At 47.5% G+C, this 15,701-nt stretch carries 10 protein-coding genes and 2 tRNA genes; 9 read left to right on the forward strand and 3 right to left on the reverse strand.

Annotated elements, in window-relative coordinates; translation table 11 throughout:
* Positions 1 to 21: 21 nt before the first annotated feature.
* From MHN31_RS11665 to MHN31_RS11700, 8 genes are all read left to right on the forward strand, one after another.
* A tRNA-Lys gene (locus tag MHN31_RS11665) sits at positions 22 to 97 on the forward strand.
* 131 nt (positions 98 to 228) lie between these two features.
* Positions 229 to 1,272 carry a quinolinate synthase NadA gene (nadA, locus tag MHN31_RS11670; RefSeq protein WP_239444319.1) on the forward strand — a complete coding sequence of 348 codons (1,044 nt, stop codon included), beginning with the start codon at positions 229 to 231 and terminating at the stop codon, positions 1,270 to 1,272.
* Positions 1,273 to 1,381: 109 nt separating this feature from the next.
* Positions 1,382 to 1,472, forward strand: a tRNA-Ser gene (locus tag MHN31_RS11675).
* Positions 1,473 to 1,628: 156 nt separating this feature from the next.
* Positions 1,629 to 2,657, forward strand: a complete 1,029-nt coding sequence (locus MHN31_RS11680) for a GGDEF domain-containing protein (protein WP_125561911.1) — start codon at positions 1,629 to 1,631, stop codon at positions 2,655 to 2,657.
* Positions 2,658 to 2,812: 155 nt separating this feature from the next.
* Entirely contained in the window at positions 2,813 to 6,112 is a 3,300-nt protein-coding gene (gene recC, locus MHN31_RS11685; protein WP_239444320.1) for an exodeoxyribonuclease V subunit gamma, read from the forward strand.
* A complete protein-coding gene (recB, locus tag MHN31_RS11690) occupies positions 6,099 to 9,635 on the forward strand; it encodes an exodeoxyribonuclease V subunit beta (RefSeq protein WP_239444321.1) in 3,537 nt (1,178 codons plus the stop codon). The genes recC and recB overlap by 14 nt, the downstream gene beginning before the upstream one ends.
* Positions 9,635 to 11,551: an exodeoxyribonuclease V subunit alpha gene (recD, locus tag MHN31_RS11695; RefSeq protein WP_239444322.1), complete on the forward strand. Its 1,917-nt coding sequence runs from the start codon at positions 9,635 to 9,637 to the stop codon at positions 11,549 to 11,551. Before recB ends, recD begins: the two co-directional genes overlap by 1 nt.
* 234 nt (positions 11,552 to 11,785) lie before the next feature.
* On the forward strand, positions 11,786 to 12,307 hold the full coding sequence (locus MHN31_RS11700) for an Mpo1-like protein (protein ID WP_125561903.1): 522 nt from the start codon (positions 11,786 to 11,788) through the stop codon (positions 12,305 to 12,307).
* Between the two features lie 12 nt (positions 12,308 to 12,319).
* Here MHN31_RS11700 and MHN31_RS11705 read toward each other — a convergent pair whose 3' ends face one another.
* Positions 12,320 to 13,276, reverse strand: a complete 957-nt coding sequence (locus MHN31_RS11705) for an FHA domain-containing protein (protein WP_010382174.1) — start codon at positions 13,274 to 13,276, stop codon at positions 12,320 to 12,322.
* Positions 13,277 to 13,620: 344 nt separating this feature from the next.
* On the opposite strand from MHN31_RS11705, the gene MHN31_RS11710 reads away from it, so the two are divergent.
* Positions 13,621 to 14,211, forward strand: a complete 591-nt coding sequence (locus tag MHN31_RS11710; RefSeq protein WP_010382172.1) for a CBS domain-containing protein — start codon at positions 13,621 to 13,623, stop codon at positions 14,209 to 14,211.
* A gap of 1 nt (position 14,212) precedes the next feature.
* Here the strand turns inward: MHN31_RS11710 and MHN31_RS11715 are convergent, their stop codons facing one another.
* Both MHN31_RS11715 and MHN31_RS11720 read right to left on the reverse strand, forming a co-directional pair.
* The gene (locus MHN31_RS11715) at positions 14,213 to 15,124 is read right to left on the reverse strand and encodes a M14 family metallocarboxypeptidase (protein WP_239444323.1); all 912 of its coding nucleotides are present in this window, start codon (positions 15,122 to 15,124) and stop codon (positions 14,213 to 14,215) included.
* A gap of 62 nt (positions 15,125 to 15,186) precedes the next feature.
* Complete coding sequence (locus MHN31_RS11720; protein ID WP_125561898.1) at positions 15,187 to 15,597, reverse strand: hypothetical protein; 411 nt, start codon at positions 15,595 to 15,597, stop codon at positions 15,187 to 15,189.
* Positions 15,598 to 15,701 lie beyond the last annotated feature (104 nt).

The raw sequence follows: 15,701 nt of genomic DNA on the forward strand, positions 1-15,701 counted from the left end.
ATTACTTAAGTATCTTCGAGCGGGTCATTAGCTCAGTTGGTAGAGCAGTGGACTTTTAATCCATTGGTCGATGGTTCGAGTCCATCATGACCCACCATTCTTGTTACTTCTCTCCTTTATCATAATCTTTTAAATTTTCCTTCAAAATACCGACTTCAACTAGGATTATCGCCCCGATTTTCGTATAATTCGCGGATATCCCGTATATGTGGACTAGTGGTCGAGAGAATGAGTCTAGCAGAACAAATTATGCCGGAGGATTATATTTTTCCTCCAAAACCTGCCCCTTTAACTAAGCAGGAACAAGCCGAATATAAAACCAGAATTAAAGCGTTGTTAAAAGAAAAGAACGCTGTTTTGGTTGCCCATTACTATACCGATCCCGAGATTCAGGCTCTGGCTGAAGAAACGGGCGGATGTGTCGCTGATTCACTGGAAATGGCGCGTTTTGGCGCCAAGCAACAAGATGCTGATATGATCATCGTTGCTGGTGTACGCTTCATGGGTGAAACGGCCAAGATCCTGACACCAGAAAAAACCGTTGTTATGCCAACTCTGGCAGCAACCTGTTCACTGGATGTGGGCTGTCCTATCGATGCGTTTTCTGCGTTTTGTGATCAACACCCGGACAGAAAAGTGGTTGTGTATGCAAATACTTCAACCGCGGTGAAAGCGCGTGCTGACTGGATTGTGACTTCGTCATGTGCACTTGAGATTGTAGAGCACCTGGATTCTGAAGGTGAGAAAATCATCTGGGGCCCGGATAAACACCTGGGTTCTTACATTCAAAAGAAAACCGGCGCGGATATGATCATGTGGAACGGTGCCTGTATCGTTCACGATGAGTTTAAAACTAAGGCACTGAAAGACATGAAGGCATTGCATCCGGATGCTGCAGTGTTGGTACACCCTGAATCGCCGGCTGAAATTGTTGACCTGGCAGATGCCGTTGGTTCAACAAGCCAGTTGATTAAAGCTGCACAGGATATGCCGAATCAGAAGTTCATTGTCGCGACTGACCGTGGTATTTTTTACAAAATGCAGCAGCTGTGTCCTGAAAAAGAGTTCTTTGAAGCACCTACTGCGGGTGAAGGGGCAACCTGTAAGAGCTGTGCACATTGTCCGTGGATGGCGATGAATGGCCTTAAAGCCATAGAAGAAGCGTTAATTGATCCAAGTGGTAAAGAAGTCTTCGTTGATATGGAACTACGTGAAGGTGCTTTGCGCTCATTGAATCGCATGCTGGACTTCTCAGCAAGTTTGCAAAAGTAGGTCAAGTTGCTTAGATACTAAGCACTTAGCCGTGTTTTTACAAAAATTACTTGCTAAAGTGGTACACTTTTCATAGTATTAGCGCCGCACCTTAGCGGTGCTACAGTGCGGAGAGATGGCTGAGTGGCTTAAGGCGCACGACTGGAACTCGTGTATACGTTTATAGCGTATCGAGGGTTCGACTCCCTCTCTCTCCGCCATTCCTAATTTAAAAAAGGCGTCCATCGGACGCCTTTTTGCGTTTTCTTTTTCCTGTCTTAGTGCCTAATAGTTTTTGGTGACGTTATACTTGGTAGTACACAGTTGGCTAAAAAGCCGTTACTATATTCGGCATTAATCGAGTCTGTGAATATCTAATGCAAGAAGAACTTCTCAATTCAGTCATCAAAATAACTAAAACAAGAGACATAGATTCACTCGAATACAGTCTGCTTTCGACGATTCAGGAGCTGGTAGGGTGTAAGCATCTGTGTGTGTATAAAAACTTTAATACTCAGGAAGATCTTGCGGTAGAGCGAAGTATTGGATTAACCATGCATGGTGAGCGGGAATTTGAATGGCTTGACAGGCAAGTAATTGAGCAACCACAGTCTGAGTTGATTTCTTGTTTGCAGTCTTCCTGCATTATTACGGTGCAAAGTGCAGACGGCATAGAAAAGCGTTGGTTGCCTATCAACATCCATGAAACACCGGTGGGTGCAATTGAAGTACACTCAGGTGGCCTGGACAGTAGCGAGCAAGTGTTGCTTAATGCCTTTGTGCGCATTTACGAAAATTATCTGACCATATTGCACGAAAATGAGCGGGATAAACTAACCGGTTTATTGAATCGTCAGACCTTTGAGAAAAAACTCAAGCAGCTGTTAGAGAAACAGGTCATAAAACAAAACCGCCATATTCGCGATGACCAGGACCCACGTACATTCCATCAGGGCGCTACATCTTGGCTAGCTATGGTAGACATAGATCATTTCAAACAAGTGAACGATAACTATGGCCATGTCTGCGGTGATGAAGTACTCCTGCTGGTTGCGCAAAAAATGCAGCAGTTTTTCCGCTCAACGGACCTGTTATTTCGCTTTGGCGGCGAAGAGTTTGTCTTAGTGTTTGAACCCACAGATCAGGCTTCCATCGAGGCAAAACTAGAAAAGTTCTTAGCCCTTATTCGTAACACGCACTTTCCGTTTGTTAAGAAGCTGACTGTCAGTGCCGGGCTTGCGCGGATCAGCCCTTATGATTTCCCAATCAATGTATTGGAGAATGCAGACAGAGCTTTGTACTATGCAAAAGAAAATGGCCGCGATCAGCTGGCGTTTTTTGAGGCGCTGTTAAACGACCATAAGCTGGAGCGTCATGACGAAGGCTCCGGGATCGACTTGTTCTAAACGGCTCGCACATTCAGCGGTAACATCATTCAGTTACCGCGCCCTTTACTCATTTTCCTCAGGTTACAGGCAATCAGGCACGTTGATATTAGCCTGCGAAATCTCTTACACTGACCAAAGCCCGAATACTTGGTTAAAAAGCCAGAGACATCATTATGTTGCATATAATCCAATCAAATCGCATGGAAGCCCTTCAAGCGCAATTTACGACATTATTGAAGCAGGCTCCGCTTACGGATCCTTTTGCCAATGACATTGTACTGGTGCAGTCGCCAGGTATGTCTCAGTGGCTCAAGAATGGACTGAGCCGGGATATTGGGTATGCCGCACAGGTTGAGTTTCCGTTGCCACTGAGCTTTATCTGGCAGCTGTATCAACAGTTTTTGCCAGATGTACCGAAAGAGTCGCCGTTTAATAAAAATAACATGAGCTGGAAGCTTTTCACTTTGCTGCCACAGCAGCTCTCGAATCCGCTTTACGAGCCGCTCAGAGCTTACCTTGAGGATGCCAGTGACCAGTCACAAAGTGAGCTAAAGCGCTTTGCGTTGTGTGAGAAAATTGCCGACGTGTATGACCAATATTTGATGTACCGGCCAAACTGGTTAGAACAGTGGGAGCAAGGCACGGATATGCTTGAGGATGTCGATATTAATATCGCGCCCTGGCAACCAGATCTGTGGCGGATATTGGTAGCACACACCCATCAGCTGGGACAAAGCCCCTATAACCGGGCAAATATGCACCAGCAATTGCTGACAAAACTGGCCGAAGCCGACCCGACAACCTTACCTGAGCGGATCTGCATATTCGGTCTTTCTGCCATGGCGACTAACCAGTTAGAGATATTTACTGCACTGGCGCAAAAGAGTGATGTCATATTGTTCTTTTTTAATCCCAGTGAGCACTATTGGGGCGATCTGGTTGATGAGAAAACCCAGGCTAAGATCCTTGCCAAGTATCAGGTAAGGCCAGCAGTGGATGCCCAGCTGCAAAAACAATCCGGGGAAGCCAGCTATTACAATACGGGCAACCCCTTGTTGTCCTCCTGGGGTAAGCTAGGCCGAGATTATCTGGAGCAGCTATTACAAACTGATGCACGATGGCTGGATGGCTTTGTTGACCAGTTTGGCGACAGTTTGCTGGCTCAGTTACAGCGGGAAATATATCAACTTGCTTTTAAGGGGGAATCCCTGGTCGATGATCCAAATTGGTACGTAAGTGCCCAAGGGCGCCTGACCATAGAGCAGGCTGACAGCTCGTTACTACTGTGTGACTGCCATACCCCTTTGCGTGAAGTTGAGCTGTTGCATGATCATTTGCTGGGTTTGTTTCACGAAGACCCGACACTGACGCCAAAAGACATCATCGTCATGATGCCAGACGTAGGCACTTATAGTCCTTATATTGAAGCCGTATTTGGCAGTGCATCAGGGGTGAGAAAAATACCTTTTGCACTGGCCGATATGAGCATAGATCAAGAAAAGCCTGTACTGAACTCGTTTGTAACACTGGTTGGCCTGCCATTTAGTCGTTTTAGTGTGTCGGATATACTGGACCTGTTGGGGGTTGAACCCATCAGTAACCGCTTTGCTGTTGAGCAGAGCGAGTTTGTTCAGATCCAGACCTGGCTTCAGCAGGTGGCTGTAAAGTGGGGACTCAATGGTGAACATAAAGGTGATTATGGATTGCCGGAAATTGCCCTCAATACCTGGCAGCATGGTCTTAAACGATTGCTTTTGGGTATTGCCAGTGCCGATGAACTGACGGCGTATAATGAGATATACCCGGCAGACGCGGTAGAAGGCATGGCAGTGAATACATTGAGCAAGCTCATTGCTTTTATTGAAGCGCTGGCGCAGGCGCGCGAGCAGCTATTAGTCGCGACACCGCTCGATGAGAAATGCGCAGTGTTGAGGCAGATGCTGGCAGACTTTTACGATCAGGACACAGAGCAGAGCTGGGATCTGATGCAGTTACATAAGGTGATCGACGGACTGGAAAAGCACCATGAGAATGGCGATTTTGCCGGTGCCGTTGACGCTAAAATTGTGTTGCATCAAGTTCGTCAGGGAATAAAAGATAAGGGCGTCGGACAAAGGTTTTTGGCCGGTGCGGTGAACTTTTGTACCCTGATGCCGATGCGGGCGGTGCCGTTTAAAGTTGTTTGCTTGTTGGGTATGAATGACGCCGATTATCCGCGACAAGTGCAACCCATTGGTTTTGATTTAGTGCCGTATTCGCGTCGTCGTAAAGGTGACCGCTCTCGTAAGCTGGATGACCGTTATTTGTTTTTAGAAGCGTTGCTCAGTGCACGCCAGCATCTCTATATCAGTTACCTGGGACGCTCATGTTATAACAATGAGCCTCAGGTACCGTCCATTCTGGTCAGCGAATTATGCGAATATCTGGACCGCGCTTTTTGCTATCCTGATGAGTCACTCAAACCCAGTGAGCAGGTATATCGTCAGGCCCCTTTGCAGCCGTTCAGCAATCAGCATTATCTGCCAGGCACTTTGCACAGTTTCAATCCCAACTGGTGCCCGTCAAACAGTGAGAAAGACACTGAAGTGGCGCAACAGAACACCGAGTCTGCTATTGAGGTTAAGTTGGCTGAAGAGTTGGAATTACCCGATTTTTTGCGCGCCTGTCTGGCACCGCAGCGCTGGTTTTATCAGCATACGCTGGGCGTGCGTCTGGTCATGCTGGAAGAGGACACACCAGACAGTGAACCATTTGCCTTAGACCCTCTGACGCGCTATCAATATCTGGATGAAATTTTGCACAGTGAACTGAACGATGCCCCTTTGCCTGAAGCCCAGCTGCTGCAGCGAGCTCAGCTGCCACAGGCCAATGTGGGGGTGGTGGAACTGCAAAAGCTCAAAGGGCGTGTTGCTGCCATGTCGGGGCGTTTAAAAGACGTTATGACGGAGCATGTGGAACCCATAGAAATATCGCTGCAAATTGGTACAACCCAGTTACTCGGCTGGCTTGCCAATGTCTATCAGAGCAAACAGGTATTTTATCGTACAGCCAGCATCAAAGGTAAAGATCGGATCCGTGGCTATCTGATGCACTTGATAGCTAACTGCGTGACCCAGGATATAGAAACTCATATTTATGGGCTGGACGAGCAAGTTGTGTTTGCGCCGCTTGGCCATGATGAGGCACATAAGCAGCTGTCAAAATGGCTGGCGTTTTATGCCCAGCTGGTTACCCGGGCTGTGCCGTTTTTCCCGGCCACCAGTTACGAATATTGTAAAACGCAAGATATGAGCAAAGCCCTGAATAAATTTGTGGGTGGTCAGTACATAGGGTTTGGTGACAGTGAAGATCCTTATGTCGCTTTGAGCTTCCCGTCTTTACAGGCTTGTGAAGCTGAGTTTGTTCAGTTGAGTAGTGATCTGCTGACTCCCCTTATTGATCTTGCACAGGAGACCCGCTATGAGACGGCTTGATCCCCAAACCATGCCTCTGTCGGGCCATAACCTGATTGAGGCCAGTGCCGGAACTGGCAAAACTTATACCATCACAGGTTTGTATTTGCGTTATTTACTGGGGTTAATTGATAACCAGACCAAAACTCCCCCCCTTAGCGTTGAGCAAATCCTGGTGGTGACGTTTACCGATGCTGCCACCCAGGAGATCAAAGATCGGGTACGCAAACGGATCGTGCAGGCACGGGATGCTTTGTTGGGTAGCGAATGCAATGACACGCTGATCATTGAGTTGCTGGCACAAGTGGTTGATCAGGAAGCTGCGTATCACTTGCTGGATGCTGCCGCTAAGTCCATGGATGAAGCGGCCATTTTTACTATTCACGGCTTTTGCCAGCGAATGCTCAAGCAGCATGCATTTGAATCTAACCTCAGCTTTAATTTGGAATTTATCCTGGATGACAGCGAGTTATTTAACGCGGCAGTGGAGGATCACTGGCGGCGCTTTGTTTACCCGTTAGATTCAGACAAAACTGAGCTGGTTTTATCACATTTCTCTCACCCACAGGCGCTGGCAAAACGCCTCTATCCCTTGCTCAAGCGCGGTGACGCCCGATTACAGCCAGAACTGGATCTGGCAGTTGTGTTGGCGCAGAGGGCCGAATATCAAAGCCGTGCAGATAAGTTTAAACAGCAACTGTTAAACTCAGACTTTTTTCAGGTGCTGCGCGACTCAGGCATTGCGAAGAATAAAGCGCCCGGGCGACCTGCCAATATCCAGGCGTTAATCGACTACTGTATGGGGGATGGCTGGTATTTTGAGTTTGGTACCAGTAAACATTCTTTTGCTTTATGGGGAGAAGCGCAATTAAGTGATCCGAAGAACTACACTAAAACGGGTAAGCCGATTGTGCATCCGGCGATGAGCTGGTTTGATGAAATGGCACAATTACATCAAAGTGTTGCAAAGGGGCTGCCTATTGCGCTATTGCAACATGCATTGAATGAAGTGCGCGCTTTGATGGCGCAGGCTAAGCTCGAACACAGCCTGATCTCGCCGGATGATCTGCTTCAGAATTTGCATCAAGCATTGCACGGCGCACAAGGTGAGGCGCTGGCAGAGAAAATTGCACAGCTCTATCCGGTCGCTATGATTGATGAGTTTCAGGATACAGATCCGATCCAGTTTGGCATATTTTCACGCGTTTATGGCACTGACAGCAGTTGCGGCCTGACCATGATAGGCGACCCGAAACAGGCCATTTATGGCTTCCGGGGGGCGGACATCTTCACCTATATCGGTGCCAAACATCAGGTCGACGAAGCCCGGCAATTCACACTGGATAAGAACTATCGTTCAGCCAAGCGGGTAGTTGCTGCCGTGAATGCGATTTTTACTGCGCAGGCAGATAGTTTTATATTCAATCGCGACATACCTTTTATTGAAGTTGAGGCGGCAGGTAAAGACGCCGACAATACGTTTACCCTGGATGGTGTTGAACCTGCGGCCCTGCAATTCAACGTACTCGAGGACGACGATTCGCCCGTTACGACCAAAGCCACGGCCTACCCACTGCTGGCGCAGGGATTTGCCGCACAGATTGCGCAGATCCTCACAAAGGCTCAGCAAGGGCATGCTTGTATAGGTCAGCGACCTGTGCTGGCAGCAGATATTTGTGTACTGGTTCGTGACAGGGGAGAAGCGGGCGTTATTAAGCACGCTTTACAGGCGGCAGGCGTGAGCAGCGTATACCTGGCCCGGGACAGTGTTTTTTCGCAGCCCGTGGCCGTTGCTGTGTGGCAGTTATTACACGTGGTGCATGGCAGTTATGATGAAGCCGCTTTGCGTGGCGTACTGGCCGGGCCTTTGTTTGCATTGAGTGAACAGCAAATTTTTGCATTGCGTACCCAAGAAGGGCAGTGGCAGCGTTATCTGATGCAGTTTGCCCACTTGAAACAGCTTTGGTATCAACAGGGAGCCATGGCAACTTTGGAGTCTTTACTGGTAGACAACCAATTAGTCAGACTGTGGCAGCAAGCTGGCTTTGAAGTAGAGCGCTGGCTGACTGATTATCGCCACCTTGCCGAGTTGTTGCAACATAAACAGATCGAACTTGAAGGAACGCAGCGGGTCATGCGCTGGTTACAATCTCAGTGCGCTAATCCTAGCTATGAGGGCACCCAGTTACGCCTGGAGAGTGACGCCGATCTGGTTAAAATTGTCACAATGCATGCTTCTAAAGGATTGGAATACCCGCTGGTCTACCTGCCTTTTGCCAGTGCTTATCGGGAGGTCAGCGAAGCAATTTACCATGATAATGGGGAGTTGGTGCTGGATTTGGATGCCGACGATAGCGCACGGCAAAGCGCTGAGCGGGAACGCCTTGCAGAGGATATTCGGCTGCTTTATGTGGCGTTAACACGGGCGATTCATTTTTGCAGCCTCGGTTTGTATAACTTGCCACTGGGGCGCAGCAAAAAGCCAGGGATCCAGCAATGTGCGCTAGGGCACGTGCTGTTTGGCACCGATAAAATTACCGATGCTGCACAGTGGCATGAACAGCTACGCAGCTTATGTTCAGTCCATGAGGGGATGGCTTATCAGTCATTGCAGGTCGCACCTTGTGTTTATCAACCAGAGCGGACAGAGTCACCTCAGCGTTTGCAAAGTCGAGCCGTCGAAGTGGTGATTGAACAAAACTGGCGAATGACCAGCTTTAGTCAGCTGAGTTATCATGAGACAAGTGCTGATCGGCCTGTGGGTGCACAGGATGAAAACCATAAAATAGATTTGCCTGAGTCCAGTGTGATCAAGCGTTACACCCCCTATACTTTTGTGAAAGGTGCCCGGGCGGGGAGCTGTTTACACGAAATCTTTGAGCAGATTGATTTCACAGCGCCACACGCGCCCACCCGGCCGGACAAACTGACTCTGGCCGAGGCGACTCAGACTTGCCTGGAGAAATATCACCTGGACACTGTCTGGCAGGAAACGCTTGAGCATTGGATCGAGGGGTGTTTAAATGCGCCCCTAATGCCCTTACCAGAGCTGACTCTGGGTCAGTTGTCAGTATCTGACTGCCTGGTAGAAATGGAGTTTCAGCTACCCCTGAAACGTTTGTCCTATACCCGGCTAAATAAATTGGTTGCGCAAATCACAGGTGTGCCCAGCCATTTGCGCTTTGATGAGGTGCAGGGCATGTTAAAAGGCTTTATCGATCTGATTTTTGTCTGGCAGGGGCGATATTTTATCCTCGATTATAAATCAAATTATCTGGGTGACACGGCGGCAGACTATCAGGTTGACAATTTGGCCCTGGCGATGAGCTCGCATCAATACCATCTTCAATATCTGATCTATTCTGTTGCTTTACATCGACTACTAAAGCACCGTCTTACAGACTACAGCCCTCAGCAGCACCTCGGCGGCGTGTATTATTTGTTTTTGCGTGCATTACCAGACGGTGCCGGTTGCTTCTTTACGCAACTGGATGAAAGAACGTTATTGCAATTGGACGCCTTATTTGATGCGGGAGAACAATAATGACACAGGGGATGTTTGAATTTCAGTCTGATGATTTGGATCATCAGGCATATATTGCGCTGCTGGTACATACCCAGCGCGTGCGTGCTGCCGATGTCGCCCTGGCAAAGCTGTTGTGTCAGGAGCAGTATGATGCGGTATTCTATCTTGTTTTGTTGCTGCAACGGGCTGAACAAAGTCAGCATACCTGTTTATTGCTGGCAGACATCGACTGGCAGAACCCCTTTTCGTTGAGTGCTGAAGAGATGACGGTATTTGCGGGTATGTCAGGCGCAGCGCATGCTTTGCCCTACACGCCGTTTGATAGTCCGGATGCTGCCCTCGGTGCGTTGCAATCACACCCTGCGGTAGGAGAAAACAAGCCGTTAAGGTTATTTTCAGGCCGGTTATACCTGGCGCGATTAGCAGAATATGAAGCGTACCTGAGTAGCCGTTTTTTACAGATGGCCCGGCAACCTATCCAACTGAATGAATCACAATTAAGTGGGTTGCTGGATCAGTATTTTCCCAGTGGCAATGCTGAGGGGGTAGACTGGCAAAAGGTCGCTTGTGCAATGGCTGCATCGAGCGGGTTTTGCGTGATCACTGGAGGTCCGGGAACCGGTAAAACCACCACCGTGACTAAGTTATTGGCTATCTTGCAATCTCTGTATACCGAGGTGCCACTGAGTATCAAGCTGGTGGCTCCAACCGGCAAAGCGGCTGCCAGGCTCAGCGAATCAATTATTGGGGCGAAAGGGCGTTTGGCGTTGGCCCCCGAACTGGCCAGTCTGATCCCCGAACAGGCGCAAACAGTGCACCGTTTGCTTGGCGTGATCCCACATACCAATCGTTTTATCCATCATGAACAAAACCCGCTGCATATCGATTTGCTGATAGTAGATGAAGCATCTATGGTGGATCTGGCCTTGATGAGCAAGCTGGTCAGGGCATTACCTTCCCATGCCAGATTGATCCTGTTGGGCGATAAAGATCAACTGGCTTCGGTCGATACGGGGAGCATTCTGAGCGATTTGTGTAATCATCTGAAACTGGGATCACAACCCGCCTATACCGCCAGCCGTGCGGCGTTTTTAAATCAGGTGTGCTTTGCTGGGCAAGCCTTATTAAAAGGTAAAGCAACGCGTTATGCACTGGCTGACGCCACGGCGTTTTTGCAACAAAGCCACCGCTTTAAAAGTGACAGTGGGATCGGCCAGCTGGCGAGTGCGGTGAATCATAACCAGCCCGAGCGACTGCAACAGGTGATCAACCATGGCTTCAGCGATTTGAGTTTTTATGGGCTGAGTGTGAGTCAATACAACGCGCTTTTGGATCGAGCGGCTGATCATTACAGTCGATACCTGGCAGCCATTGTGGATAAACGAGAGCCAGAGGAGGTGCACGGGCTGTTTAGTCAATATCAGCTACTGGCTGCTGTCAGAGAGGGTCCTTATGGTGTTTCTGAGCTGAATAAGCGAATTGAACAAAAGCTTGCTCAGCGTGGACTGATAGCGCCGTTTAACCGTTTCTATGCCGGGATGCCGATTATGATCACGCAAAATGATTATCAGCTAAAACTCTTTAATGGCGATATTGGTATTCTATTGCCTGATGAGCAAGATCAGCTCTACGCAACCTTTATCGACGAGCAAAATACTGTCAGGCACTTTTACCCGGCGAGGCTGCCCAGTTATGAGCTGGTATATGCCATGACGATCCACAAGTCGCAGGGGTCGGAGTTTGATTATACCGCGCTTATTTTGCCGCCTATTCAGCGTGCAGGCAAAGGGGTAAATCGCCAGTTGGTGTACACAGGAATTACACGCGCAAAGCGACATCTGGAGCTCAATTGTCAGCCACAAGTATTACAACTGTCTATGCAAGCGCAAGCCGGACGGCATTCAGGAATGTCGGATAGGTTATGTTTTGGTTAAATTTATGTTTTTATCTTGTTTGTTTTTTTCTTTGGTCTACAGTAGTAGATAACGGAGATGACAGACAGTGTTCATCACCGTTGATAACCCAGTGATTTATGCCGCCAGTCGCCTGGCGGCATTTTTATTTTTCCTTCCCGGACCGTTGTGTAGGCCACATAGTGGTACAGTGTTGACTTTTTCAGCAGATTGTTGCTTTATAAAATAAAGTAATTACTCAAAAGAACTAGAAAGATGAAAACACTTGAGCAACACCTGGTCAATTACGCCTTGTACCACAGAGATAAGCGCAACATTGCGACCCACTTTGTTGGCGTCCCACTGATTGTGTTTGCCGTTGTCTGGATGACATTCTGGCCATTGGGAAGCGTTTTTCAGACGCAACTGAGCTTGTCTGGCTGCTTAATTTTACTGGCTAGTATGTACTATTTATATTTGTCGCCCACGCTTGGCAGCTGGATGATAGCCTTTCTGTTGATTTGTCAGGGTGCCGTTACTTTAGCATTCGATGCGGCCACACATGCCGGTCTGGACGTTGTCTGGTTTTATGTCATGGGGCTCGGCTTATTTGTCATTGGCTGGGTTATCCAGTTTATAGGACATTATTTTGAAGGGAAGAAACCCGCTTTTGCGGATGATCTGATGGGGCTGCTGATTGGACCGCTATTTGTCATGATGGAATTGCTTAACAAAGTTGGATGCTTTAAAGCACTGGAACAGCAGGTAAACAATCAGGCCGGTCCGTACCGGCCCTGAACAACGTGTGCGTTAGATTGAAATACGGGTTTCAAGCTGGCAGCCTTTAACAATGGTAATATTCTGACAGTTCAGACGAATCTTTCCGTTGTTGGTTTCCAGCACATAGGCTAACTCGGGTGCTTTGTCGCCGCCAGCTTCTGTCAGTTGTTTACGAGCACGATGCACCATAATGTTCATATGATTGGTTTGCACGCCAAGTGCTTTGGCCAAATCTTCTCGATAAAGCCACCCCTGAGACTCGGTATCCATCCCATTTTGTTTATCGTCAATGCGTGTTCTTGCCAGCAGCAGCATCAGATAGTGGTGAGTACGACAGCCCAGGTCAATTTCCTGCCCTTCCAGCTCCAGTGTTAAATCGGTTTTTTCTTCATCCTGACTAACGCTAAAGTTGAGTGCAATGGGTTTCACAATCGGCTGATTGTCGAGGTGCTTGGTCATGGTTGATGTGTTGGCGCAGTAAAACAACCATTGTTGGCCAAATAAGGAGACCACTCCTCCGTCAATCAGTGCTTGCCGGTCCGAGGTATTTAAATCTTCGAGAAACCAGTAATTCAATAAGGCATCAAAGTAGACGATGTGACTGGCTTCTTCGTCATTGGGCAGCAGTATTTGGTTTTCAAGTTCGATCACCTGATTGGCGTTCGTCTGTGAAACCAGGTACTGGCAATTGGCATTTAAATTTGCCACAACATAAGAATTTTGCCCAGGTGCAGCAAAGTCAATTTTATCATTTTCGGAGAGTTGATAGGGTAGGTTCTTATCAATTTTCTTGTCGTTGATCCAGATCCCATTGGTGCTGACGTCGCGTATCAACCACGTGTTGTTTGCATGTTCAATGATGGCATGGTGCCTTGATATGCCTGGCTTATCGACGAAGGTATCTACATTAAATTTGTAACGCCCAAAAGTGTGATAACTTTTTAGGTAAATTTTTTCTAGTTTCTGTTCATCGATTAAATATGCCATAAGATTTTCCTAACTTTCCGTATAAGTGACGCACACGAATTTGCACTTCGGTGGAGATTCTACCTTGTTGAAGGGACTATTTCCTTAGTTACCTTCAGTTTATAAAAAGAACCCGCCGAAACGGGTACTGTTATTTCAGGAAGTATTCACAATAATAACAACCGAAGAGACAGGCTATTATCGTGTCCGGGCAAAGACAATTGCGAACATTATCATTGTAACGAGTCAGCTCGTATCTTGCCATTACAGTGGATTACACCGAGCGGGTTAGTCCCTTGCATAAAGTGCAACGATGAACCATATTTTCTGTATGGTTCGGCCACAGGGTCGATAGTGGAGGGGATATGAGTGAGTATAAATCGCTACAAACATTAAAGTTGGAAGGGGTCTATCAGTTTTGTGATTACTACGATGCGGAGCCATTGAGTTTATCCAGTCCTGCGGTTAAGGTGATCACAGATTTTGCCAGACGCCAGCCACAAATGATCTTAAAAGACGTGGACATAGATCATGCAGTTTATATGATGCTAAATGGTCATGTACGGTCAAAACTGGTGGTTGATCATGATGACACCTTTCTTGGCGTGGTGAACTCCAAGGACCTATCAGGTCGGCGGGTATTAACCATTGCACAGAAGCGCCAAGTTGCACGCAGTGACTTAACCGTTGAAGACGTCATGACTAAAAAGCAGGATTTGCATGCAATGCGTTTTTCGACGGTGGCAAGCGCCAAGATAGGTGATGTGTTACAGACACTCAGGGAACTTGGCCAGCAACACGTTCTGTTAATGGATGAAAAAGGGGGCTTGAGGGGCATGATATCGTCTTCTGATATTGCCCGAGCGCTGCATGTGCCCGTGAATATATTCCAAAAAGCTCACTCCTTCAGAGACATATTTGAGATCATTCACGAGCATGGGGAGCTGATGGCCTGAATTAGCTTTGGGCTAACAGATAATTCATTGCGCCTTCAATCGCCGCAACCTGACCATCGATACAGTTTTGTGGCGTCGTATTTGGGCTATCCGGGTAGACCTCTGTGGTCGTGACATATGCTGCGTTTGTCATACCCATACACAGACCTAGATTGGTTGCATCGTAGTTGATAACACCGAATTGTTCAATTGGCACGCCAATTAGGGCATCATGCTCGTCCGCATCGGCAATGTGCGTAACCTTTTTTACGCTGTTGATTATTGCTTGTTGAAATGCCGCTTCTGGCTTTTGAGTGTGACCGACCAAATAAAAACCGTCCGGAATATTCCAGTTATGATTGACTTTACCGTCACGGGCTGCGAGGGCTGGGCGAAACTCACTGTTGTCCGTATCGGTTGTTTCGTGCAAGTCTATATGCATCAGAATGGAGGCCATATCCGACTTGATGTATTCCATCGCAAGACGTGACTCTTGAGCCGGACTGTCGGCATAAAATGAGCGATTTGGATCTACCGCCGCCGGGTTCCATCTGTTTATTGTCTCGTAACCCCACGGGCTAATACAAGGCAATATAAGTAGGTTGAACCTGCCTTCATAAGTTTTTGCATGTTTTTTCGCAAATGCCAGTGCACCTAAAATGCCACTGGTTTCATAGCCGTGTACACCACCTGTAACCAGCACCACAGGTAAATCTGGATGCCAGGTAGCAGACTTTAATGCGTACAATGGATAATGTGTTTCATAATTAAGCACACCATATTGTTCAACTTGATAGTCTGCCCTGAGTGCGTTGATTTGAGGCTCAATGTCTTCGAAATAATCACGCTTTTTTGCTTGCTGAGCGAGCCATTGTTGTTTTTCGCTTGCTTGCCAAGGCTTACCAGTTTGTCCGATAGAATACTGCTGTGTCATAACATGTCTCTTTTGTTTTGATATCTGCATGCTAATTAGATTGTGCGCCTTGGGCAAGTGGGTTACGCCAGGTAACCCAGGTTTTTCAAACGCTGTTGCTGCTCTTTACGTACTCTGAATGCCAGTAACTTAATAATCCCGTTGTTAGTCTTAACCTGAGTCATAGTCAGACCAATATAATTGACAAATTCAATGGACTGAATGTTTTCAGCCGGTACGTAACGTTGGCGGCCAGTCAGGCTAAAAAACGACAAACCTTGGTTACACAGTGTCACGCGTTTGTGACCCGCCATGCTCAGTAAAAAGTTGATGGCGAATGCGATGCTAACCACACTGGCAATGGTGATTTGCATGGTTGCGAGAAAAGACAGATTGAGTTCGGTGAACAGCCCTGCCAATGCTAATAGCGCAATAACGAAAGCGCCAACTACACAATAAAAAGTCGTATTGATTTCCAGTTTTAGTTCATTCATTACTTGTTCCTAATTTGACGTATTCCCGAGAGGCAGGAAATTTAGGAGAAGAAAATGGAAGAAATATGAATACCCCAAATTAAAACTAACAATTGCGATTTTAG

This window comes from Pseudoalteromonas sp. McH1-42, from assembly GCF_022347845.1.
GTDB classification, from domain to species: Bacteria; Pseudomonadota; Gammaproteobacteria; order Enterobacterales; family Alteromonadaceae; genus Pseudoalteromonas; species Pseudoalteromonas rubra_D.